Source organism: Pseudomonas sp. GD03842 (assembly GCF_029841165.1).
Classification (GTDB): domain Bacteria; phylum Pseudomonadota; class Gammaproteobacteria; order Pseudomonadales; family Pseudomonadaceae; genus Aquipseudomonas.
Genome location: NZ_JAOCEA010000002.1, coordinates 221,211 through 244,507 on the forward strand (window position 1 = coordinate 221,211; position 23,297 = coordinate 244,507).

Below are 23,297 nucleotides of genomic sequence, written 5' to 3' on the forward strand. Positions count from 1 at the left end.
TGCAACTTTATTTCGGCAGGCCGGTCATCACCGCCGGTCTGGCGACGCCTGCACGACGCTGAAACTGGTGCTAACTTTCCTAGCAATATCGTTTTGATACTACTGGCGAAAGCAGTTTGCAGGGACCCGCAGTTATGGCCGACAGCGCACCCATTCCGTTCAACGAGGCATCGCGGCTGTCCAGGATCACCCATATGGGGCTATTGAGCTCTGCGTCCGACGATGTGCTCGATCACATCGTCGACATGGTGGCGCTTTATTTCAACGCGCCGATTGCGCTGGTTTCGATCGTCAGCGAGCATCGACAGTGGTTTCGCGCAGGCACCGGGCTCGACGAGAAAGAGACCCCCCGCGAGATTTCCTTCTGCGCCTATTCCATTCTGTCCGCCGAGGTGCTTCAGGTGCCTGATGCGCGCCATGACCCGCGCTTCATGGACAACCCGATGGTGCTGGGCGAACCCTTCATCCGCTTCTACGCGGGGGTGCCGCTGGTTACTTCCGACGGCTTGGCACTCGGCACACTTTGCGTGATCGACAGCCAGCCCCGTGCTCCCCTGGATGCGCGCGACATCACCATGTTGGAAATGTACGGCCAATTGGTGATGAAGCGCCTGAACAACCTGCGCAATGCCAGCTACGTCGACCAGCCCACTGGCCTGTTCAACCGCCTCCGGCTGGAGGAAGACATTCTGGCCCTCGCCAATCGAGGCGATTACGCCCTGGTCGCGCTGGACATGGTCAACCCCGTCTTTCTCGACAGCCTCATCAAGGCGTTGGGTTACAGCTTCGCGCAGGAGTTGGTGCGCTGCATGGTCGATGCTTGTCGCGAGCAATTGCCCGCTGACACGGCGCTGTACAAGGTCAGTCCGACTCGGATCGCGCTGCTGACCCAACACACCAGCCCCGACCACGCCGAAATGCTGTTTCGCCGGCTCATCAAACATTTTCAGCGGCCGTTGGTGTGTCGCAACATCCCCATTCAGATGGAGCTGGGCATCGGCGTGCTGCCGCTGGGCCTGGAATGCCGTGACGAGAAGGACTGGATCCGGCTGGTGGTCGGCGCCGCTGACGAGGCGCGAGGCAAGGCACAAGGCTGGCGCTGGTACGAACCGCATCTGGACTTCGCCCAGCAGCGGGCGTTTTTGCTGCTGGCTTCACTGGCCGACGCCGTACGCAGCCCGGACCAACTGTCACTGGTATTCCAGCCACGGCTCGAAGTGAGCACCGGGCGCATCGTCACCGTCGAGGCTTTGTTGCGCTGGCAGCACCCCGTGCTGGGGCCGATCAGCCCCGCTGAATTCATTCCCCTGGCCGAAAAGACCGCGCTCATCCGCAGCCTGAGCCTGTGGGTGCTGCGCCATGCCGTCGAGCAGGCGCGCGCCTGGCAGCGACAGGGCTATGCGTTCAAGGTGGCGATGAACGTGTCGGCCATTGACCTGGCCAATTCGCAGTTCAGCGATGCGCTGTTCGAACAACTCGCCATCAGTGGCCTGGACCCGGGTCGCTTCGAACTGGAATTCACCGAAAGCGTGCTGTGCGACAACCCGACGTTGACGCGCGAGCAACTCGAACGCTTGCGTGCGCTCAACATCGACATCGCCATCGATGACTTCGGTACGGGGTACAGCAACTGGACCTATTTGCGCCAACTGCCCGCGACCACCGTCAAACTCGATAAATCGCTGGTGGAAAATGTCGACGCCAACGAAAAAGATCGTCGACTGGTCGAGGCCATCGTCGACCTTGCCCGCCGCCTGGGTTACCGCGTCGTGGCAGAAGGCGCCGAGACCGAAGACGTCTACGAAATCCTTTGTCAACTGGGCTGCCACGAAGTCCAGGGCTTCCTCATCGCGCGCCCGATGACCGCTGGCGCGCTGGAACACTGGGTCAACGGCGAACACAACAGCAAGGTCAGGCAACTGCGCGCGCTGGGTCGCTGAGCGCGTCCGTCAGCCGGGCGACAGCCACTGAATTCAAGTGCTTGAGCAGACTCGGAATTTTTATCCAGGCCAAAGGTTGTAACTTCGCGCCAGACCGGTACAATGGCGCGGCTCGCCGACTGGCGAGTGTCGTTATGGTGACCCCATCGGTCCCCCCGCAACGATTACCCGTCAACCTGGTCAGGCCCGGAAGGGAGCAGCCACAGCGGGAACATTGTGTGCCGGGGTGTGGCTGGTGGGGTTGCCTCCTTTCTTTTATCCCGCTTTTCCGCCCTCTCTTTGATCACGTCACTCGGCAGTGCTTTACCGCTGGGTTTGGCGCATTCATACGTCAGAACACGCAGTTGGCTCGGGCTCATGCTCGCCAACGATCAAACGTGGCGAAAATGTGGTTCCTTGCACGGCAACCCTCGCTGCGACGTTCAATCGCTGCACGCCACCGCTTCGTTCGACATTGGCCTGCAGGGCAGCACGCGCTTGACCGTCGACCGATACCCTGCAGGGCGGGGTCAGGGCGAAGCGTGCCGTTCAGTGGCATAATCCCCACCCGCCAACGAGAGACTTCACACGTGGACGAGATCGACAACCTGACCCGTGCCAAGCTGCGCGAATGGCAGATGCGCCGTCTGGAGATCAAGGACCGGATGCAGTCGCAGCCCGAGAAAACGCTGGAGTTGTCGCGTCTGTTGGACCTGATGGACGAGGAGCACGCAGCGATTCTGGCGGCGTCGACGCGTCAGGAAGCCGGTGGGCCGGGCGAGCTGCCGGTTGCGTCGGAAAACGCGAGCTTCGCGCTGCAACTGAGCCTGTGTGCGAGCAGCCTGGACGATTTGCGTAAGTTGCTCGACATGGCCGTGCATGAAGTACAGCGGGAGATCGACGGTGGCGATCAGCGCCGTCAAGCGGGCGGCATGTCGGGCTCGCTGGGCGACTACCGATTCGAGTTGACCGTGCCTTCCGTTTCTTTGAAGTCCTGAGGCTGTATGCAACCTGAACATCTCCTGCTTCAAGGCCCGGTCTTTCTGCCGGTCACCGCTGAAACGTGCGAGCGACTGAAAAACGAGGGCGTGCACGCGCTCGACCCACTGAGCGAGCCTGAACTGGCGGCCGTTCTGGTGATCCAGAACCTGGCGCAGGCGTCGGAGAACGAACTGACCTGTGCTGCCGCCGAGAAGGTGCTGGGGCGTTTGCTCGCCTGGTCGGTGGCGCAAGGGGCTGCCGCAGGCGGGTTGTTGGCGGAGGCACGGCGGTTGTTCGACGCCCGCCAGTTGTATTTCGGCCTGAACGCTATCAAGGGCCTCAATCTGCGGCTGTTGCTGGAAGAAGAAGTGGCGGCCAGGGATTACCTGCTGGCGGATGGGCAGTGGGACCTTGAGTACAAGACTCGCCACCATCGTCAGAACGATCCATTCAGCGAGCGGTTGATCACGCCCCGCTATCACGAGCGCTGGCTGAGCGCTGCGCAGGACAAGCTGGTCCGAACGTTTCGCGCCAATCTTGACGAGGATCTGCACGTTCAGGGTTATGCCGGAATCGGCAAGAGTCATTTGCTGGGCGTGCTGATGGAGTGTCTGCCTCCGGCGCGGACGCTGCTGCTGGCGCGCACGCCTGGCAAGCTCGCTGCGCTGCGCGAGCGGCTGAAAGGCGCGCAGGGCAAGGGCAAAGGCCCCGGCTCGACTTTCAAGGCTTTCGCTCAAGCGTTGCTCAATGGCCCGCGCTTTGAGCCCGAGCGCGTGACGGAGAGCGTGCCGAGCAAGCAAGCGCTGGCGCAAACCCTGAACATTCTCGGCTTTCGCGATCAAGGTCCCCAGGCCACGCTGGACCTGTGCCTCAAAGTGCTCGAGTGTTATTGCCAATCCTGGGAGCACAGCCTGGCGGGCAAGCACCTGCCGCATTTCAATCTGGCCCTCAGCCCGCTGGAGCAGCAGGTCTTGCTCGAATACGCCAGTCGCCTCTGGGTTTACCTCGACAGGCATCCCGAATGGGGGAGCCAGACTGGATTCGAGGCGTTGTGGATGTTGAAACGGGCAAACCTGAACGGTTGTGCGATGCCTGATCGCTACAGTCACGTTCTGGTCGACGAAAGCCAGGACATTGCCCCGGCATTGCTGCAAATCATCGAACGTGGCAAGCAGGTGCTCATTACGTTGGGTGACGAGTACCAGCACCCCGGGAGAGCGATGGTCAAACGCGGCCCCCGGGTGCGCCAGACCGACATCAGCTACTCGGTGCGTTCGGGGCGTAACGTCGAGCGGTTGGTCAATCCGTTGATCCATCAGCATTCGGAGAAGGGCAAGTTGCCGTTCGAGGGCGCGCGGGATGCAGATGTCGGCATCGAGCAATACCCCGAGGGTTTCGTGCCGCCCGAGGGCTGCGTGATCCTGACCGCGTCGCCTTGGGACATGATGAAGTGGGCCGTGGAGCTGCATGCCGCCCGCTGCGCCTTCGGTTATCAGGATGCGGCGTCGCAACGGGACTTCGAGCACTTCATGAACACGGCCGTCGGCCTGTTCAAACCGGACTTCTACGCGCCCGAGCGAAGTGCGCTCGGGCTTCACGCGTATTTCAGCGACATGACCGACTGGCAGCGGGTGCGTGCTGCGAATCGGTTCGATGAAGCTTTCCTGTGGGTCGAGCAGCGCCTGGATCAGGGCTTCAACATGGCCGACGTCACGCGCTTGAGCCGCCTGTCTGGCGACCCGTCCAAGCGCTGTGTCCTGATGCGCGCGGAGGAGGCGGGGGGCATGGAGTTCGAGCAGGTGTTGCTCACGCCGGAACTGCTGACCAACGTGAAATTCAAGGACGCGTACGATTTCGATCAGCGCATCTGTGCGGTCTACATCGCTATTTCAAGGGCAACTCGACAGCTCTATGTGCCCTACGATGTGGTCGAATGGATCGAATACCACAACTACCAGAAATTCCGAGAATCCCACGGCTATTGACGCCCTGTTCATGCGCGTCGGCCAGCCCGGTCATGGGCGAATCGTTTGCCGGCGGGGGTTCGCTCGGCCACGACACAGCCATTTTCGACCGACACTTGCGCAAAACCCTGATCCCGGAGATACAGCAGCGCGGTGAAATCCAGCGGGGAAACTCGTGACGCCACCTCATCGGTGAGGGTATTCAGAAGTCGCAACGCCAAGGATTCGAGCCGCATCGAAAATGCCTCCGCTGGTGAGTAGTGGCTATTCGTCACCAGAGGCGATGCGGGAGTTCAATCTATTTGCTGCGTCGCTGCGATTCTTTCGGCGCACGCGTGGGGTGACGTTTTCTCAGGCGTGCGATCCCGAAGAGGATGCGAGCAGAAGGCCGATGGCGTGGTCGATGTCATGGCCTTCGCGGGTCAGCTCGACCAGCTCACGCAGCATCTGCGGGCCGTTGTCGTTGATCAACGCCTCACCCAGCCAACGCCGCACCGGTTCAGCCTGGGGCGTTGTTTGGATGACGGCTGATGTCTCAGCGCGCAGGGCTTTGAGCCGGCTCAGGACTTCTTTGCCAGGCGTGTCCTCATCGATGCCGAACATCTCGGTAAACAGCATGCCCAGCGTACCCGAGGGCTGGTGGTCAGGGCGGTCCCATTTGCGAATGTTCGTCTCGTCTTTCTCTGCCTTTTCCAGGGCCCTGCGAATTTTCCCAGGGAGGGTCGCCGTGGCGCGGGCTTCGGAGTAATAAACCAGCCTCGCCAGGCTGGCGGCGTCTTTCACGCATTTCCAGGCCACGAACCAGACTTGAGACACGCTCCAGGTTTTCAGGGCTTCGCGCAGCGTGCTTCTGATTTCCTTGAACTGATCGACATCCACGTCATGATTGAACGCCGTGCACTTATCGAAGAAATAGCGCATGGCATCGGCCGTGGCAAAGTCCAGCCAGAGATCGAACAGGGCGGACGTGTCCGAATATTCCCGTTCGATGAGTACCGACAGAGCCTCGTCGGTTGCTCCGAAATGGATATCCGGAGCCAGGCGGTAGGCGACATAGGACTTTTGTAACCACAGTTCACCGTCCTGCAGGTAGTAGGTGCCTGGAGAAGCGTCGAGCGGCGCTTCGCGGATTGCGTCTGCGCTGCGCAGCCTGTCGATGAAGACGCTGACGTCCAACGGGGCGATCGCTTTGCAATCACTCACGCAGAATGCTGCCGAGCCCAGTCGCGGGGACAGGGCGGCATTCAGCGCAAGCAGCAACAAGGCTTGGTCATCGCTCAGTTGTTGGTAGTCGATGGGTGTGGAAGGTAACTGAGCGATGTAGGCGCTCAATTGAGCCTCCAGCGCGGCGGTTTCGGCAGCGCGGGCCTCGCGTTGCACTCTCTCGCGTATCGTCCTGCAGTCGGAACAGGGGAGGGGGGACTTTTGCGGAAACCTCTTGACGGCGGAGCGGCTGGTCACTTCCCGGCAGGCACCGCAATCAGGGCAGGTCAGGTTTTCGTCGTAAGCGCGACACCATTCCCGCACATGCGCGGCCAACGTGCCGCTGTGGACGATGTCACGAAAAGGCACCAGATCCACTACTTTTTCCACGAACTCCCCGGTTTCACTCATCGCCCAGTAGCGAACGGCGAGCTCCATCTTCTCGGGGTCGGTGGTTTTCATTTCCAGCTTGATCGGCATATCCAGGGCAATCCCGTGTTCATCGGTCGATAAGGGCAAGGCCGTCGGCGGTGTAGAGCGGCGGCATTCGCACGGCCTACATTGGAAATAACCTGTCACGACCAGCGTCATGATCGTGGCTGGCCGAAGGGTTGGATGTAGGCCGACCGACACGCGCTCCGTAGGCAACATCTGGAAACTGTCCCGTCCCCGATGGCGAATCTGTGGGCAATCGGGCGGGCACCTTGGGCATCGGCCAGTCCCGACGCCATCGCGTCGATAAAAGCGTGGGAAATCAAAGAAATCTGCCCGGTTTTTGGGTCAATACGATAGTCTTCGCACCATTGTCGATTCCGACACCTGGATTGGAAGGCTATAGATGGCGCCTGATGACTATCTCGTAATGACCAGCAAGGAGTGGGCGGGGCTGCGCGCCAGCACGCCACTGACGTTGTCCGAAGAAGACCTGGCGGCGTTACGAGGCGTGAACGAAGATATTTCCCTGGAAGATGTCGTCAACATCTACCTCCCGCTGTCCCGCCTGATCAACCTGCATGTCAATGCTGCGCGCAATCTGGCCAGCATCAAGGACACATTCCTCGGCCGACCGGCGAAAAAACAGACCTATGTGGTGGCGGTGGCCGGCAGCGTCGCGGTGGGCAAAAGCACCTTCGCTCGGGTGCTCCAGGCGCTGATGGCGCGTTGGCCCGACCATCCTCGGGTTGACCTGATTACCACCGACGGGTTTCTGCATCCCAACGCGAAGCTGGCGGCGGATGACATCATGCACCGCAAGGGTTTTCCGGAAAGCTACGATCGCAAGCGCATGGTCAAGTTTCTCTCGGACCTGAAAGCGGGGGTGGCCAAAATCAGTGCCCCGGTTTATTCCCACATCAGTTACGACATCGTGCCGGACACGTTTCTGGAGGTCAGCCAGCCTGACATCCTGATCTTCGAGGGCCTGAACGTGCTGCAAACCGAAGGCAACGACGGCCAGAAGCCCGGGACGATCGTGTCCGACTTCTTCGATTTCTCGATTTACCTGGATGCCGACGAAGGCGACATCGAGCGCTGGTACGTCGAGCGCTTCCTCATGCTGCAACGGACTGCTTTCCGCGCGCGAGGCGCCTATTTCCGTGAATTGGCCGACCTGCCGCCGGAGAAATCGCCAGATGCCGCGCGCAAGATCTGGCGGGAGATCAACCGTCCGAACCTGCTGGAAAACATCCTGCCGACCCGCGAGCGTGCCAGTCTGGTGGTGCGCAAGGCGGCAGACCACTCGGTCAAGGAACTGTGGCTGCGTTGATGATGCGGTCCACGTTGTGCGGCTTCGTGCTCATGGTCCTGTGCTTCAGCACCGCCGCTCTGGCCGATGGCAACAAATTGCTGCTGGAGTGCCAGGACGGCATCAACAGCATGAATGGCGGCATGGCGAAGAATCCGGTGGGTGTCGGCCATTGTGTCGGCGTGCTGCAGGCCACCATCGATACACTGGACATTCTCCATGAGGCGGATGGCACACCGAAATTCGTTTGCGTGCCCGACGGCGGGATTCCCATGGTGCAGTCGATGCGCATCGTCGTTCAGTCACTGGAAGAGCATCCGGAAAGTCTGCACCTCAACGAATCGGTACTGGTGGTCGCTGCCCTGAAAAACGCTTTCCCCTGCCGCTGAATATGCTCTTCGTCGGGAAGCCGAGGCCGAGCATTGCGCGTCTGTCTTCGGGGGCTATCCTTACCGGTCAGTACAGTCACTGATCAAGTTCATACCATGGCGACGTCCCGCGACGCTGGCGCTAATCATCAGCGGCTGATCGATGCCGCCTCGACGCTGTTCTTTCGAGACGGCATCAACGCCACGGGCATTGCTGCGGTGGCAGAGGCGGCGGGCATGTCGAAGATGACGCTTTACGCGCATTTCGCCTCCAAGGACGAGCTGATTGTGGCGTTCCTCGACAAGCGCAATGAGCGCTGGGAGGCTGCTGTACAACAAACGCTGACCGCCAGCGAGTCTCCCGCGCAGAAGCTATTGGGCTTGTTCGATCTGCATCGGCAGTGGCTGCGCGAAGGTGGCTTGCGGGGCTGCCCTTACGTGAATTCCGCTGCCGAGTTCCCTGACCGTAACCACCCGGTGCGTCTGGCAGTGGAGCGGCACAAAACCGGGGTGAAGCAGCACCTGCTCGACCTGGCGGTGATGGCCGGGCTCAAACGTCCTGACGTGCTGGTTCGGCGACTCTTCTTGCTATTGGAAGGCGCATTTCTGACAGGGGCGCTGGAAAACGACGACAGCGTTTTTCTACTGGCCAAAGACCTCGCCGCCGAACTGATCGAGGCCGCTCAACCCACGGCTTGATCCTTCAAGGTGACGTTCCCCTCTCATTGACGAAAGGATGCTGACGATGCGTATCAATGCGTTGATTGTGATGTTGCTCACCGGCTTGGTGGCCGCGACATTCGGCTTCGGTATCTACCTCTTCTCTCAACTGGTGCCTGACATGCGCGCCAGCCTGGGTTTCGACATTTCCTACGTGGGCAGCATCACGGCGGCAGGCCAGTTTGGCTACATGGTCAGTGCGTTGCTGGCGGCCTGGTTGACTGCGCGGGTGGGTGGTGGCTGGGTTATTTTCGGATCTGGCGTGGTGTGCGCGCTCGCGTTGCTGGGGTTGTCCCAGGCGCACAATGTGATTCTCATCGGCGCTTTGCTGACGGTGCTGGCAGGGACTGCCGCGTCGGTATTCGTGCCAATGATGGCTGTGATCGCCCGTTCGGTTGCGTTCAAGTACCGCGGCATGGCCATGGGGCTGGTGTCCAGTGGCACCAGCTATGGCGTGTTCATCAATAGCCTGCTGGTGCCGATTTACGCACCTGGAGGGGAGTGGCGGACGGTGTGGTGGATCGTTGGCGTCATTACGATGCTGCTGGCTGTTGCGGTCTTGTTGGTTTTCAGGAAAGCCGAGTTGTTCACGCGCGAACCCGAAGCAGCGGCCGCGAATGTTCCTGCGAAACGTATCGGCGTTTCCTCGCTGATGCAGCCTTGGGTGCTGACGGTGTGGGCGATGAACTTCCTGCTCGGCTTTTCGACTTTTCCGTTTCAGAATTACTTGTCGTCCTACCTGCGGACGGAGCTGAATTTTGACGTGGCCTACACCGCGCAGATCTGGGCGAGTATCGGCTTCGTTGGCATGTTCGCCGGCCTTTCTGTGGGCTGGCTGTCAGACCGCATCGGCTTGCGGTTGACGATGATACTGGTTTATGTCTGCGTCGCACTGGCTGCGCTGGTCCTCGTCGTGCACCCGGTCGGTTACTGGCCGCTGGTCGCGGGCGTGCTGTTCGCGGTGGCGTTCTACCCGATCTTCGGCCTTATTCCCGCCTACGTCTCGAAGATGGCCAGCAGCGCGGCGCTTGCCGTGACGCTGTTCGGCGTGGCCAACATCATGCAGGGCGTGGGCGGGATGATCGGCAACTTTTGCGGCGGCTGGCTGGCCAGCGCCAATGGCTCATTCGTTGGCGTGTACGTGGCGATTGGCGTCGTGGCGGTGTTGTTGGCGTTGCTAACGATGCGACTGCCTTGCGAGTCACAGGCCTTTCAACGCGCGACCAGCGCCACACTTTCCAAAGTTTGATCGTAGTGGAATGACACATAGGGCGATAGGGCGATGCTATATCTTTAATCGCGAAAAAATCTAATGCGATCTGTCTTGTTCTTTATACTTTGGAAGTTGCTGAGCTCAAACTAAATTTAGAGGTGTGCTATGGACAGGCAATATATTGAGAAGGTGTTGATCGATTGGCTGGAAGGCAAGAACGTTGATAGAACGTTAATAAAGTCCGAAGCCAGACTGATGGAGGACTTGAAACTTGATTATTTGGATCATGCTGAAATCCGGTTGGACTTGGAGAAGGAAATGGGTATATCGATTGGCGATGATGAGTATCTCAAGGCTCAAACGGTGAAACAGCTTATCGATCTCGTTGCGTCGAAATCTCCGTCATCTCAAGATGACTTAGAAGATGAGTATGATCATTACGGCGATTAATTACCAAGTGGTGAGTGATCCAGACAATAAATGACTAAATTTAAACAGAGCGGGTTAAAGTGCCCGCTCTGTTACGAATCGACCGTTATATTTTAAATCATCAACTTACCTTCAATGCATTGCTGCACATCGCCGCCAATCCAGATCTGCTCACCCACCTGTTTGATGTTGATCCGCCCGCGATGCCCCATTGCCGTGCCTTGCCGGGCGGTGTAGATGCTTGGCGCCAGACCGGCGGGAATCAGCCATTGGGCGAGGCTGGCGTTGAGGCTGCCTGTGACCGGGTCTTCGGCGCCAAGGTCGCCGGTAAATGCGCGGACCTCGAAATCGGCTTCCTTGTCGGCTCCAGTCCATGGGGCCACCACACCGACGTTGAGGCCCTTGAACGCCGTGTAGTCGGGGCGAATCGCCAGTAGCGCGTCGCGGTCGGCCAGCATGACTGCCACCCAGCCAGGCCCATTGTCCGCCCATTGGCTGGCGACGATCTGCTCGACGGGGATGCGTAACCCCGCAGCGATGGTTTGCAACGTTTCTGTCTCCACCGGCCCGCTGCGCAGCAGAGGCGGCGCGGAAAACGCCAGGCGCGAGCCATCCCGGCGAATCCTTACCAGCCCGGCGCCGCATTCCTGAACGATTTCCTCCCCCTTGGGTACGCCACCGTTGTCGAGCCACACGAAGCAACTGCCCAGCGTCGGATGCCCGGCGAAGGGCAGCTCCCGAGTCGTGGTGAAGATGCGCACGCGGTAATCGGCGTCCGGATGCGTGGGACGCATTAGAAAGGTGGTTTCGCTGAGGTTGGTCCAGCGTGCGAAGGCGGCCATCTGCGCGTCAGTCATATCATCCGCAGCACCGACCACCGCCAGCGGATTGCCTTCGGTGGGCGTGCTGGAAAAGACGTCGACTTGCTGGAACTTCAGTGTCTGCGGCATAGCACTCTCCTTGATGGTGCAGTTGGGCGCGGTCACTCTAGGCAGCCGCGACCGCGCTGTACATGCACAGATGTGCACTCGATTTCGGTAAATGTGTGTGGTTTGGCGAGTGGTGCAGGGCAATCAGGTTTGCGTGAGCCAAGTCGCGACATCGAAGGACGGGCACGCCTTGATGAACTCGTTGGGCGTGATTTTTCCATCGTTGTTCAGATCGGGTGACAAGTCCCGATGGCCCAGAATGCGCGCAGCGCGATATTGATGGCGCAGTCGGGCCAGCAGTTCGGTGGTCTTGCGGCGTTTCGGAATGTAGAAGGGGGGGCATTCATGGTGCTGCTTCCCTGCAGAGTGAATGAAGTTCTGAAGGAATACGTCCCAAGCGGGTGAGTCAATCTGGTAAACGTTGCAGAACGTCTCGGAGCCGTTCTGCAACGCAGGGCTTGATCAGGCTGGAAAATGCAACGCGTTGGTCAGGTCGCCCATAGGGACCTGTCCGCGGGCGATCATGGCTTCGTCTCGTTCCTTGAGACCGTCCAGTTTTTCCAGACTGTGGACACGAGTGATCAGGCGCAGGATCGACGCGGTGTCATAGACCGTGTGGTCGACCGTCCCCTTGCGTGCAAACGGCGACACTACAATGGCCGGAATGCGCGTGCCGGGTCCCCAACGGTCGCCTTTCGGCGGCGCGACGTGGTCCCACCAGCCGCCGTTTTCATCGACCGTGACGATGATCACCATGTTCTTCCACTGCGGGCTTTCACGGAGGATCTTCACGGCGCGGTCGATGTGCCGGTCTCCGGCAGCGACATCAGCGTAACCGGCGTGCATGTTCAGGTTGCCTTGCGGTTTGTAGAAGGTGACGGCGGGGAGCTTGCCCGCCTGAGCGTCCGCGAAGAAACGGTTGGTGCTGAAGTCGTCCCCCAGGCCTGCGTCGCGCAGGCGTTTGCTGCGTTCGACCGGGTTCTCGGGGCCTTGCTGCTTGAAGTAATTGAAAGGTTGGTGGTGGTACTGGAAATTGGGGATCTTGGGAATGCCCGTCGAATCCTTGTAGGCATCCAGCGTCACTTGCCATGCGCCGGCGTACCAAGCCCAGTCGACGTGCTTTTTCGACAGTTTGTCGCCGATGTGGTCGTGGCTCTGTGGCACCAGCACGTTGGCCAGGTTCGGCTGCGAATAATCCGGTTTGTCTTTGTCACGCAGCCAGGTCGGCCAATAGGGCGGGGCCATGGTATTGACCGCATAGCCGTCCGGGGTCAAGGCGCTGGGGCCGAACTGCGGCGGGCCGACCATGGCGCTGGCAGGGGATTTTTCCAGCGGCTTGAGGCGATAGTCCAGCGGGTCATCGCTTTGCAGAGATGCTATCTGCGATTTGGCTGGAGAAGTGGCGGCGTCCGGGTAGTACGGTGCCTTCGCGCAGATCAGGTAGTGGTGATTGAGGAACGAACCCCCAAAGGCGCCTTGAAAGAAATTGTCGCAAAGCACGAACTCCTTGGCGACGTCCCAAAGGCGCAGGGAATACTGGCTTTGCCCGTAATAGCCCATGGGCAGGCCGCCGGAGTCGGCCCAGGCCACGAAGCCGTCGTTCTTGCCCCCGTTGATCTGCATCTGGTTTTGATAGAAGACGTGCCATAGGTCGCGGGTCACGACACCCAGCGGCAGGTCTTCGCCGTTCGGTCCTTTTAGCGGGTAGGGCGCATTGGGCAGGTTTTCCTGAAATTGCACCCCTGTGGCGTAGCTCACGCCGTCAATGCTCTGCGGACCGACCTGGCACACCCCACCCCAGCAGACGGGCAGGTTGTCCAGAACCTTGCCGTCGCGGTCCCGTTGGCGATAGTCCTCTGGCTTGACGGCAGAAAGGGGTTTTTCCACGCCTGGGAAATTGGCGAACAGGTTGTTGAAGCTGCGGTTCTCGGCGTAGATCACCACGATGGTCTTGATGTTGTCCTGCAACGCTTTGTCCAGCGCCGCGCCGCTGAGGGCGGTGTCCAGCGAGGCGGCCTGGCCCTGGCCACCCGACTCACTGGCGGTGACCACACTGCTCAGCGTGGCGCCCGCGCCAAGGACCGCGACGCCACCGAGAAAGCGGCGACGGCTGGCATCGGTCGGGGCGTTGGCGGGCATCGGTTCGGCGGAAGGCGGGTTGGGGATGTGTTTATCGCTCATCACGGTTCCTGTCAGCGGGTCGAAACGGTGTTACCCATTATGTCGACGGAGGCTAATCGCGGAGTGTGACGGTTGTGCGACAGCTTACCGGGCCGCCGACCCTGCATCCGCCTCATCGCGGCGCCGCAGGACCATCCGCTGGTAAACCGGACACCGTGTTATAGCGGCTCATGATCCGGTCGATCTCTCCGGACATGCGCATGCGCAGGAGGATCCGCATCAGACGTTGGGCGGGAATGTCGGTGTCGTTGCGCACGATGCAGCCCACGGGTTGTTCGTCGATCACCGCCACGCCGCGCAATTTCTGGTCGTCGGGCAGGTTACGGTTGAACCAATCCAGCGACCACTGGTTGCCAACCGCGTAGCGATAGCGATGGATCTGAAGTTTTTGTAGGACCTGGACTTCACTGCGCGCATCATCGCGGACCAGGCGGTGGTCATCGAACGCTTTCTGCAGCGTCGGGTAGGCGTACCCTAAAACCGTGCCGATGGTCTCATTGGTCAGGGAGTCCGGCGCGCGCGGGCTGGCGTTGTCGGGGGTGCTGATCAACAGGTCGCGCTGGATCAGCAGCGGCAGGCTCCAGGTGTAATCGCCTGACAGGTTGGGCATCCAGGATTGCGCGGCGTAGCAGCGGACATCGATCGCCCCGCGTTCCAGCGTGCGTTGCACGCGCTTGATAGGCACAACGCGGTATTCCGCCGAGAGGTTGGCGTGGGCGGCCATGCTTTGCATGATGTCGAAAATGATCCCACCGGTGGGCTGGTGGTCGTCGATCTGCACCAGTGGCATCGCCCAGGCGTCGGCGATGGAAAACCGCAACGGTCCCTGTCCGGCCTCTACGGCCCCTGTCATCAGCCACATGGTGCTCAGTGCCAGCAGACGCATTCAAGTCCCTCATATGAGCATGACGAAGCGATTGGGCAGTGGTGGCAGTTTAGCCTCAGTCTGTCGATTCGCGGGCGCTCAGATTGCCCGGATGCAATTTTGGCCTCGCTCCGCTAGGATTAGCGGTCTTCCGCAACCCAGTCGCGACGGTTTTCGATGAGTTATCAGGTTCTTGCACGTAAATGGCGTCCGCGCTCGTTCCGCGAAATGGTCGGCCAGACCCATGTGCTCAAGGCCTTGATCAATGCGCTGGACAGCCAGCGCCTGCACCACGCCTATTTATTCACTGGCACGCGCGGCGTCGGCAAGACCACCATCGCGCGCATCATCGCCAAATGCCTGAACTGTGAAACCGGTATCACTTCATCGCCTTGCGGCGAATGTTCGGTGTGCCGCGAGATCGACGAAGGCCGTTTCGTCGACCTGATCGAGATCGACGCCGCGAGCCGCACCAAGGTCGAGGACACCCGTGAACTGCTGGACAACGTGCAGTACGCCCCTAGCCGTGGTCGCTACAAGGTCTATCTGATCGACGAAGTTCACATGCTCTCCAGCCACTCGTTCAACGCCTTGCTCAAGACGCTGGAGGAGCCGCCGCCCTACGTCAAGTTCATTCTGGCCACCACCGACCCGCAGAAACTGCCCGCGACCATTCTGTCGCGCTGCCTGCAATTCTCACTGAAGAACATGACACCGGAACGTGTGGTCGAGCACTTGACCCATGTGCTGGGCGCGGAAAACATTCCGTTCGAGGACGATGCCCTGTGGTTGCTGGGCCGTGCTGCGGACGGTTCGATGCGCGATGCCATGAGCCTGACGGATCAGGCGATCGCGTTCGGCGAAGGCAAGGTACTGGCTGCCGACGTCCGGGCGATGCTGGGCACGCTGGATCACGGCCAGGTGTACGACGTGCTGACCGCACTCATCGACGGCGATGCCCGTGCGCTGCTGGAGGCCGTGCGTCATCTGGCCGAGCAAGGCCCTGACTGGAATGGCGTGTTGTCGGAAATCCTCAACGTGCTGCACCGCATCGCCATTGCCCAGGCGCTTCCGGAAGGGGTCGACAACGGTCATGGCGACCGCGACCGCGTGCTGGCCCTGGCCCAGGCACTGCCGGCCGAAGACGTCCAGTTCTACTACCAGATGGGCCTGATCGGTCGGCGCGACCTGCCGCTGGCGCCCGACCCGCGTGGCGGTTTCGAAATGGTCCTGTTGCGGATGCTGGCGTTTCGGCCCGCCGACAGCGAAGGTGCCCCCCGGCAGCCGCTAAAGTCAGTGGGGATCAGCCCGGCCACGGCTGATTCCCAACGAGCGGTGGCCGGCGCGGCGCCCTCGGCTTCTACACCTGCCTACGTGCCTGCGGCGGCTGGGGCTGCCGCACCTGAGCCAATGGAAACGCAACCGGTAGCGGCTGTGGCGCCTGAGCCGGGCCCCGTCATGGCGGCCGAAAATAGCACGGCGCTTCCGCCGGATGACGTCGATTTGCCCTGGAATGAGCCCAAGGCGGTGCCCCCCGCCGTCGCTGCGGCACCTGCAATTGAATCGGAGCCGGTGACGGAGCCTTTGGTCCCGGACGTGCCCGAGCCAGTGCTCGACACCGTTGCCGAGCAGCCCGAATTGACGCCGATGCCGGCACCGGCGCCCGCCAGCCCCGTGCCCGATGCGCCTGAAATGGCCTCGCCAGAACAACTGCAAGCCGCGGCTGAAGTGGTCACACCGGCGATGCTCGACCCGCTGCCGGATGCCGCGTCCTATGCGCCTGCGCCGATGCAGCGCGACGACGAGCCGCCTCCCGATGACGACTATTACGAGCCGGATGTCGACATCGACCCGGCGTCGTTCGCCTATCTGGACGACTTGGCGCATGATGCCGTCGAGGCCGTGGAAAAAGAGCCGGAGTTGCTGCCTGCCGCCCAACCCGCCACGGGGCTTGCGGCGGAATGGCTGGAATTGTTCCCCAAATTGCCGATTTCCGGCATGACAGGCAACATCGCCGCCAACTGCACCCTGATTTCCGTCGAGGGTGACCGCTGGCTCCTGCACTTGGATCCTGCGCACAGTGCGCTGTTCAACGCCACGCAACAGCGCCGTCTGAACGAGGCATTGAACCAATATCATGAACGGACGCTCCACCTGACCATCGAGCTGATCAAGCCCGAACAGGAAACCCCGGCTCAGGCCGCTGCCCGACGGCGTGCCGACCGTCAGCGTCAGGCTGAAGCGTCGATCAACAGCGACCCATGCATTCAGCAGATGATGGAACAGTTCGGCGCGTTCATTCGCGAAGACTCCATCATTCCGGTGGATGCGCCCGTTAACCCGTAATGACCGTGAGGCGCTAAGCTCCACTGGCGCCTTGCAACGAACCATCGACTTTCGAGGAGAACTCCCATGATGAAAGGTGGCATGGCTGGCCTGATGAAGCAGGCTCAGCAAATGCAGGAAAAAATGGCCAAGATGCAGGAAGAACTGGCCAATGCCGAAGTGACCGGCCAATCGGGTGCTGGCCTGGTGAGCGTGGTGATGACCGGTCGTCACGACGTCAAGCGTGTCAGCCTGGACGACAGCCTGATGCAGGAAGACAAGGAAATCCTCGAAGACCTGATCGCAGCCGCCGTCAACGACGCCGTGCGCAAGATCGAGCAGAACAGCCAGGAAAAAATGTCTGGCATGACGGCGGGCATGCAGTTGCCACCGGGCATGAAGCTGCCGTTCTGATCGCGTCTGCGTTGCACTGTCTCTCGATGCCAGGCCCAGTGCCTGGCATTTTTGTGTCCGGGGTTTGGAGGGAAACGCGCGCGGCGTTTTCCTTTGGGAGCCGTCATGGAGGGGGACGTCGTGATCGGTCACATCCGCCCGAACGCCATCCAACGCCCATGGTCTGCTTTTTATAGCCATTCAAGGAGCCATTCCCGATGTCGCAAGCATTGATCCTCAACCAACGCGTTGTTCTGGCCTCCCGCCCTCAGGGTGCGCCCACGCCGGAAAACTTTCGACTCGAGCGCGAAGCGCTGCCCGACCTGCAAGATGGGCAGGTCCAACTGCGCACGCTTTACCTTTCGCTCGACCCCTACATGCGTGGCCGAATGAGCGATGCGCCGTCCTATGCACCTCCGGTCGAGATCGACGCGGTGATGGAGGGTGGGGCGGTGAGCGTGGTCGAGCAGTCGCGCAATCCCGCCTTCTCGGTGGGCGACCTGGTCGTCGGTCAGACCGGGTGGCAAAGTCACAGCCTGTCGGATGGCAAAAACCTGCTGCCTGTGCCCAAGGATTTGCCCAGCCCGTCGTTGGCAGTGGGGGTGCTGGGCATGCCCGGCATCACCGCCTACATGGGGCTCATGCATATCGGCCAGCCCAAGGCTGGCGAAACGTTGGTGGTGGCCGCAGCATCGGGCGCCGTAGGGTCGGTCGTCGGCCAGATCGCCAAACTCCACGGTTTACGCGTCGTCGGGGTGGCAGGCGGTGTCGATAAATGCCGCTACGTCATCGACGAACTGGGCTTTGATGACTGCATCGATCACCGCAGCGAACATTTTGCCGAGCAATTGAGCGAAGCCTGTCCCAGTGGCATCGACATTTATTTCGAACTGGTGGGCGGCAAGGTCTTCGAAGCGGTCATTCCTCTGCTCAATGAGCATGCCCGGGTGCCACTGTGCGGACTGATCGCGCAATACAACGCCCAACGGCTGCCCGACGGCCCCAATTACTTGCCCCTGCTGATGCGGACGCTGTTGACCAAACGGGCGCGGGTTGAGGGCTTCATCGTCTATGAAGCGTATTACCATCGCCTGGATGAGTTCATGCAGGCCATGGTGCCTCTGGTCAAGGAGGGCAAAGTCAAGTTTCGCGAGGATGTCGTGGAAGGCCTTGAACATGCGCCGGACGCTTTCATTGGCATGCTGGAGGGAAAGAACTTCGGCAAGCTGGTGGTCAAGGTGTCCTGAGCGTTTGACGCTTGTCAGAGGCGCGGGTATAAACCGCGTCTCGTGTTTTCGTGAGATTTTTCCTCGATGAGCTTCAGCCCCCTGATTCGCCAATTGATCGACTCCCTGCGCATTCTGCCCGGTGTCGGTCAGAAAACCGCCCAGCGCATGGCGTTGCAGTTGCTCGAACGCGACCGCAGTGGCGGATCGCGTCTGGCGCAGGCCCTGAGTCAGGCCATGGAGGGCGTGGGCCATTGCAAGCAGTGCCGTACGCTGACCGAAGATGAACTCTGCCCACAATGTGCCGATGTCCGTCGCGACGACACGCTGCTGTGTGTGGTGGAAGGGCCGATGGACGTTTATGCCGTCGAGCAGACCGGCTACCGGGGGCGGTACTTCGTGCTCAAGGGGCATTTGTCGCCGCTGGACGGGCTGGGGCCGGAGGCCATCGGGATTCCGCAATTGATGGCACGGATCGAAGAGCAGGGCTCGTTTCGCGAAGTCATCCTGGCGACCAACCCGACCGTGGAAGGCGAGGCCACCGCTCACTACATCGCCCAGATGCTCACCGACAAGGGCCTGGTGACCTCCCGCATCGCCCACGGCGTGCCGCTGGGAGGCGAACTGGAACTGGTGGATGGCGGCACGCTGGCCCACTCCTTCGCGGGGCGCAAACCCATCAAGCTTTGAGCGGCACACGGCGCACTGCGCCGAATGGGCGCGTGGCGATCGTCCCGTGAGGGCCTGAATTCAAAACCGTGTCAGACAGAAGGTCGGGATCTCCATCGCTTCCAGCCGTTGTGAGCCGCCCAGTTCCGGCAGGTCGATGATGGCGGCGGCTTCATGCACCTTGGCCCCCATTCGACGAATGAGGTTGGCAGCGGCTATCAGCGTCCCGCCGGTCGCGATCAGGTCATCGAACATCACCACTGAGTCGCCATCGCAGAGGCTGTCGGCGTGGACCTCAAGAAACGCTTCGCCGTACTCGGTTTGGTACCCTTCCGCCAGCACGTCGGCCGGCAGCTTCCCCTGCTTGCGAAACAGCACCAGCGGCCGGTTGAGTTCGTAGGCAATGATCGAACCGATCAGAAAGCCCCGTGCGTCCATGGCGCCGACGTGGGTGAAATCCGACTCGATGTAGCGGTGCACGAAGCTGTCGATCACCAGTCGCAGCGCTTTGGGCGACTGAAACAGCGGCGTGATGTCGCGAAAGATCACGCCTGGCTTGGGAAAGTCCACCACCGGGCGGATCAGGGATTTGAAGCTGAATTCGTCGAAGATCATCGAAGCGGTCCTGGGCAGGCGGCACAAAGAGCGTAGTTTAAGCCTGCCCGGACCGGACTGTCATATCAGCTTTCCAGCGAACCGCCTGCCAGCGCGCAAAGCTGGATGGGGTCAAGGATATGGACTTCCTTGCCTTCGGCGGCGATCAGTTCGTTCTGCTGAAACCGGGTAAACACACGCGACACGGTCTCCACCGCCAGCCCCAGGTAGTTGCCGATTTCGTTGCGCGACATGCTCAGGCGGAACTGATTGGCGGAAAAACCGCGGGCGCGGAAGCGGGCTGACAGATTCACCAGAAAGGTGGCGATGCGTTCATCGGCGGTCTTTTTCGACAGCAGCAGCATCATCTGCTGATCGTCACGGATTTCACGGCTCATGACCCGCATGAGCTGGCGACGCAACTGCGGCAATTGCACCGACAATTCGTCCAGTCGCTCGAAGGGGATTTCGCATACCGATGTCGTCTCCATCGCCTGCGCCGAAACCGGGTAGGCCTCGGCGTCCATCCCCGACAGGCCGACCAGCTCGCTGGGCAAGTGGAAGCCGGTCAGTTGCTCTTCGCCGCCATCGCTCAGGCTGAAGGTTTTCAAGGCGCCGGAACGTACGGCGTAGACCGAATCGAATGCGTCGCCCTGGCGGAACAGAAAGTCGCCTTTCTTCAATGGCCGACCGCGTTTGACGATTTCGTCCAGTGCGTCCATGTCTTCCAGGTTCAGGGACAGCGGGAGGCACAACGGGGCCAGGCTGCAATCCTTGCAGTGAGCCTGGGTATGAGCACGCAGTTTGACTGGCTCAGACATCGGGTAATTCCTTGTGAGAAAACACACATTAGTCGTAAGGGTAGCGCAGGGTCTGTCCTTGCGACCAGCACGCGCCCTCCGTGGTGTGAAATTGATTCCTGCCGTCTTTGCGGGTATTCCCTAGATGACTCGGGAAAAGCGCTGACGGTTTTGTAAGTCGAGATAAGCGTCGAATGCCATGCACACCGAGCGCACCAGCAGGCGCCCGGCAGGCGTCACGCGGATGCCCTGGGCATCCAGCTGAATGAGCCCGTCTTTGGCCATCGTCAGCAACTTCGGCCAGGCCTCGTTGAAGTAATCGCGGAAGACGATGCCAAAGGCGGCTTCGATCGGTGCGAAGTCCAGCGCGAAATGGCAGATCAATCGGGAGATCACGGTGCGCCGGATACGATCGTCGAGGGTGCACATCAACCCCCGTTTGGTGGCCAGCTGATCGGTGCCGATCACGTTTTGATAATCGGTCAGGTCACTGCTGTTCTGAGCGTAGAGGTCGCCGACCTGACTGATGGCCGACACACCCAGCCCGATCAGGTCGCAGTGCCCATGGGTGGTGTAGCCCTGGAAGTTGCGCTGCAGCGTGCCTTCTTCCTGAGCGATCGCCAGATCGTCGTCGGGCAACGCGAAGTGATCCATCCCGATGTAGCGATACCCTGCGCCGGTCAATTGCTCGATGGTGCGCTGCAGCATTTCCAGCTTGTGCTCGGCGTTCGGCAGTTGCGCACTATCGATACGCCGCTGTGGCATGAAGCGCTCCGGCAAGTGCGCGTAATTGAATACCGACAGCCGATCGGGCTGCAGGGCAATGACCTCGTCCACCGTGCGGGCAAAGCCTTCCGGCGTTTGCAGGGGCAGACCGTAGATCAGGTCGATGTTGACCGAACGAAACTGCAAAGTGCGGGCGGCTTCGATGATGGCCCGGGTCTCGGCCAGGCTTTGCAGGCGATTGATGGCCCGTTGCACCAGCGGGTCCAGATCCTGCACGCCCAGGCTTACGCGATTGAAACCCAGCTCCCGCAGCAGGCCCATGGTCGACCAGTCCGCCTCGCGTGGGTCGATTTCGATGCTGTAGTCGCCGGAATGCGCATCGAGCAGCGTGAAATGCTTGCGCAGGTGGCCCATCAACTGGCGCAGCTCGACATGGCTCAAGAAGGTGGGGGTGCCGCCGCCGAAATGCAGTTGCTCCACCACCTGCCCCTTGCCGACGTGGCCGGCAATCATCTGGATTTCCTGTTCCAGGCGCTGGAGGTAGACCTGCGCCCGGCCTCGATCCTTGGTGATGACCTTGTTGCAGGCGCAGTAATAGCAAATGTTGGCGCAGAACGGGATGTGCACGTACAGCGACAGGGGCCGATCCGCTTTGCGGCTCTCGCGCAAGGCGTGCAGAAGATCGAAGGCGCCCACCTGAGGGTGAAATTGCACAGCGGTGGGGTAGGACGTGTAGCGCGGCCCGGTCAGGTCGTGGCGGCGGATGAGGTCAAAGTCCCAACGGAGGTCGTCGAGCATGCGGGGGTTCCCGGAAAGGTGGGCGGTAAAGGCAGTCTACCCACCTCGCAACTGACGACTATTGATCTGCGTCAATGCCGCCGAGGGCATCGACGCTTCTTCATCTGGAGGCTGCGACGCTCGATCGGGGCATCCAGTGCGCGCCCACGTTCTGCTTACAGCCCGTTCCGTCGCTTCTGCGCCAGCACATGCCGGACACCTTCGGCCATCAGCACCATGACGCCCAGCCAGATCGGCAGGTAGGTCATCCACTCGTCCCGGCCGATGGTTTCGCCCAGCAACAGGGCCACACCCACCAATAACACCGGCTCGACGTAGCTGAGCAGCCCGAACACGCTGAACGCCAGCAGGCGGCTGGCGAGGATGTAACTGACCAGCGCCAGCGCGCTGATAGCGCCGAGAATCGGGATCAACAGGTAAAAGCGCGGCTGCGCTTCGACGATGCCGGGATCACCCTTGACGATGAACAGCAACGCCGCCGGCAGAATCAGCAGCATGTCCCACCACAGGCCGCCGAGGTGATCGGTCTGGCATCGGCGTCGCAGGATGAAATACAGCGGATAACCCAGACAGACCAGCAGCGTCTCCCAGGAAAAGGTGCCCAAGCGCAGCAGCTCGTTGCCGACGCCCACCAACGCGCAGCAGGCCGCGATTTTCTGCAAATGGGACAGCCGCTCGCCGTACACCACGCGCCCGGTGAGGATCATGGTTAGGGGCAAAAGGAAGTAGCCCAGGGAGACCTCAAGGCTGCGCCCGTGGAGCGGCGCCCACAGAAACAGCCACAACTGCACCCCCAACAAGCTCGCCGACAACGCCATTGCGCCGAGCAGCGCGGGCGTCTGGCGAATGCGCGCGCCCAACGCCCGGACCCGCTTCCAGTCGCCGCTGGAAAGCATGAAAACGGTCACGCAGGGCAAGGTGAGCAGCATGCGCCAGCCGAAAATTTCTTCTCCACTCAAGGGTTTCATCCATGAGGTGTAGTAGTACATGACCGCGAAGAGGCAGGAGGCCATGACCGATAGCGCAACACCCTTGTACACAGGGGCTCCTTGGTTCGGTTCGATATTGATCAGTGAGGTTCGAGGCCCACCGCGTGCTCTGGCGGCCCGCTGGCGAGGCGCGCGCAGTTTAACGCAAGGCCGGTCCGGCGTTGGGCTGTGTTCTGTTAAACCCGACTCCGGCTGGCAGTAAACGATGCACGTTTGGCAGAGAACGAGACCGCGTGCCGATTGAGCGAACAATGCCCCTGC

Annotated in this window: 22 protein-coding genes and 1 other RNA gene; 13 read left to right on the forward strand and 10 right to left on the reverse strand. The window is 60.9% G+C overall.

Annotated features, from left to right (window positions below):
- Positions 1-134 precede the first annotated feature (134 nt).
- The 4 genes from N5D61_RS03525 (at position 135) to N5D61_RS03540 (ending at position 4,885) form a co-directional block, all read left to right on the forward strand.
- Positions 135-1,940, forward strand: coding sequence for a GGDEF and EAL domain-containing protein (locus tag N5D61_RS03525; RefSeq protein WP_279890846.1), 1,806 nt, complete (start codon positions 135-137; stop codon positions 1,938-1,940).
- A gap of 144 nt (positions 1,941-2,084) precedes the next feature.
- Positions 2,085-2,181, forward strand: an RNA gene (gene ffs / locus N5D61_RS03530) — signal recognition particle sRNA small type.
- Positions 2,182-2,509: 328 nt separating this feature from the next.
- Positions 2,510-2,917 (forward strand): hypothetical protein, encoded by a 408-nt coding sequence (locus N5D61_RS03535; protein ID WP_108238450.1) that lies wholly within the window; start codon positions 2,510-2,512, stop codon positions 2,915-2,917.
- A 6-nt stretch (positions 2,918-2,923) separates the two neighbouring features.
- Positions 2,924-4,885 (forward strand): hypothetical protein, encoded by a 1,962-nt coding sequence (locus N5D61_RS03540; protein ID WP_279890849.1) that lies wholly within the window; start codon positions 2,924-2,926, stop codon positions 4,883-4,885.
- 8 nt (positions 4,886-4,893) lie between these two features.
- Here N5D61_RS03540 and N5D61_RS03545 read toward each other — a convergent pair whose 3' ends face one another.
- Positions 4,894-5,100: a hypothetical protein gene (locus tag N5D61_RS03545; RefSeq protein WP_108238448.1), complete on the reverse strand. Its 207-nt coding sequence runs from the start codon at positions 5,098-5,100 to the stop codon at positions 4,894-4,896.
- A 115-nt stretch (positions 5,101-5,215) separates the two neighbouring features.
- On the reverse strand, positions 5,216-6,547 hold the full coding sequence (locus tag N5D61_RS03550) for a hypothetical protein (RefSeq protein WP_279890851.1): 1,332 nt from the start codon (positions 6,545-6,547) through the stop codon (positions 5,216-5,218).
- A 358-nt stretch (positions 6,548-6,905) separates the two neighbouring features.
- Here N5D61_RS03550 and coaA point away from each other — a divergent pair, with 358 nt between their 5' ends.
- The 5 genes from coaA to N5D61_RS03575 all read left to right on the forward strand — a co-directional run bounded on the left by coaA (position 6,906) and on the right by N5D61_RS03575 (position 10,562).
- Positions 6,906-7,832: a type I pantothenate kinase gene (coaA, locus tag N5D61_RS03555; RefSeq protein WP_108238446.1), complete on the forward strand. Its 927-nt coding sequence runs from the start codon at positions 6,906-6,908 to the stop codon at positions 7,830-7,832.
- Entirely contained in the window at positions 7,832-8,200 is a 369-nt protein-coding gene (locus N5D61_RS03560; protein ID WP_279890855.1) for a Rap1a/Tai family immunity protein, read from the forward strand. Before coaA ends, N5D61_RS03560 begins: the two co-directional genes overlap by 1 nt.
- Before the next feature lie 96 nt (positions 8,201-8,296).
- On the forward strand, positions 8,297-8,878 hold the full coding sequence (locus N5D61_RS03565; protein WP_279890857.1) for a helix-turn-helix domain containing protein: 582 nt from the start codon (positions 8,297-8,299) through the stop codon (positions 8,876-8,878).
- Between the two features lie 46 nt (positions 8,879-8,924).
- A complete protein-coding gene (locus tag N5D61_RS03570) occupies positions 8,925-10,148 on the forward strand; it encodes an MFS transporter (RefSeq protein WP_279890860.1) in 1,224 nt (407 codons plus the stop codon).
- A 129-nt stretch (positions 10,149-10,277) separates the two neighbouring features.
- Positions 10,278-10,562 (forward strand): hypothetical protein, encoded by a 285-nt coding sequence (locus tag N5D61_RS03575; protein ID WP_279890862.1) that lies wholly within the window; start codon positions 10,278-10,280, stop codon positions 10,560-10,562.
- Positions 10,563-10,654: 92 nt separating this feature from the next.
- Here the strand turns inward: N5D61_RS03575 and N5D61_RS03580 are convergent, their stop codons facing one another.
- The 4 genes from N5D61_RS03580 to N5D61_RS03595 form a co-directional block, all read right to left on the reverse strand.
- Positions 10,655-11,491, reverse strand: a complete 837-nt coding sequence (locus tag N5D61_RS03580) for a PhzF family phenazine biosynthesis protein (protein WP_279890864.1) — start codon at positions 11,489-11,491, stop codon at positions 10,655-10,657.
- Positions 11,492-11,614: 123 nt separating this feature from the next.
- Entirely contained in the window at positions 11,615-11,920 is a 306-nt protein-coding gene (locus N5D61_RS03585; RefSeq protein ID WP_279890866.1) for a hypothetical protein, read from the reverse strand.
- A gap of 12 nt (positions 11,921-11,932) precedes the next feature.
- On the reverse strand, positions 11,933-13,651 hold the full coding sequence (locus tag N5D61_RS03590) for an acid phosphatase (protein WP_108238440.1): 1,719 nt from the start codon (positions 13,649-13,651) through the stop codon (positions 11,933-11,935).
- A 112-nt stretch (positions 13,652-13,763) separates the two neighbouring features.
- Positions 13,764-14,537, reverse strand: coding sequence for a transporter substrate-binding domain-containing protein (locus tag N5D61_RS03595; RefSeq protein ID WP_108238439.1), 774 nt, complete (start codon positions 14,535-14,537; stop codon positions 13,764-13,766).
- Positions 14,538-14,693: 156 nt separating this feature from the next.
- Here N5D61_RS03595 and dnaX point away from each other — a divergent pair, with 156 nt between their 5' ends.
- The 4 genes from dnaX to recR all read left to right on the forward strand — a co-directional run bounded on the left by dnaX (position 14,694) and on the right by recR (position 19,150).
- Positions 14,694-16,862 carry a DNA polymerase III subunit gamma/tau gene (gene dnaX, locus N5D61_RS03600; protein WP_108238438.1) on the forward strand — a complete coding sequence of 723 codons (2,169 nt, stop codon included), beginning with the start codon at positions 14,694-14,696 and terminating at the stop codon, positions 16,860-16,862.
- A 66-nt stretch (positions 16,863-16,928) separates the two neighbouring features.
- Entirely contained in the window at positions 16,929-17,255 is a 327-nt protein-coding gene (locus N5D61_RS03605; protein ID WP_108238437.1) for a YbaB/EbfC family nucleoid-associated protein, read from the forward strand.
- 197 nt (positions 17,256-17,452) lie between these two features.
- Positions 17,453-18,481: an NADP-dependent oxidoreductase gene (locus tag N5D61_RS03610; RefSeq protein ID WP_108238436.1), complete on the forward strand. Its 1,029-nt coding sequence runs from the start codon at positions 17,453-17,455 to the stop codon at positions 18,479-18,481.
- Between the two features lie 66 nt (positions 18,482-18,547).
- Positions 18,548-19,150, forward strand: a complete 603-nt coding sequence (recR, locus tag N5D61_RS03615; protein ID WP_279890871.1) for a recombination mediator RecR — start codon at positions 18,548-18,550, stop codon at positions 19,148-19,150.
- A 60-nt stretch (positions 19,151-19,210) separates the two neighbouring features.
- On the opposite strand, the gene N5D61_RS03620 is transcribed toward recR, so the two are convergent.
- The 4 genes from N5D61_RS03620 to rarD form a co-directional block, all read right to left on the reverse strand.
- On the reverse strand, positions 19,211-19,744 hold the full coding sequence (locus N5D61_RS03620) for an adenine phosphoribosyltransferase (protein WP_108238434.1): 534 nt from the start codon (positions 19,742-19,744) through the stop codon (positions 19,211-19,213).
- Between the two features lie 65 nt (positions 19,745-19,809).
- Positions 19,810-20,544, reverse strand: a complete 735-nt coding sequence (fnr, locus tag N5D61_RS03625) for a fumarate/nitrate reduction transcriptional regulator Fnr (protein WP_108238433.1) — start codon at positions 20,542-20,544, stop codon at positions 19,810-19,812.
- Positions 20,545-20,664: 120 nt separating this feature from the next.
- Entirely contained in the window at positions 20,665-22,047 is a 1,383-nt protein-coding gene (hemN, locus tag N5D61_RS03630; RefSeq protein ID WP_279890874.1) for an oxygen-independent coproporphyrinogen III oxidase, read from the reverse strand.
- 155 nt (positions 22,048-22,202) lie between these two features.
- Positions 22,203-23,087 (reverse strand): EamA family transporter RarD, encoded by an 885-nt coding sequence (gene rarD / locus N5D61_RS03635; RefSeq protein WP_279890876.1) that lies wholly within the window; start codon positions 23,085-23,087, stop codon positions 22,203-22,205.
- Positions 23,088-23,297 lie beyond the last annotated feature (210 nt).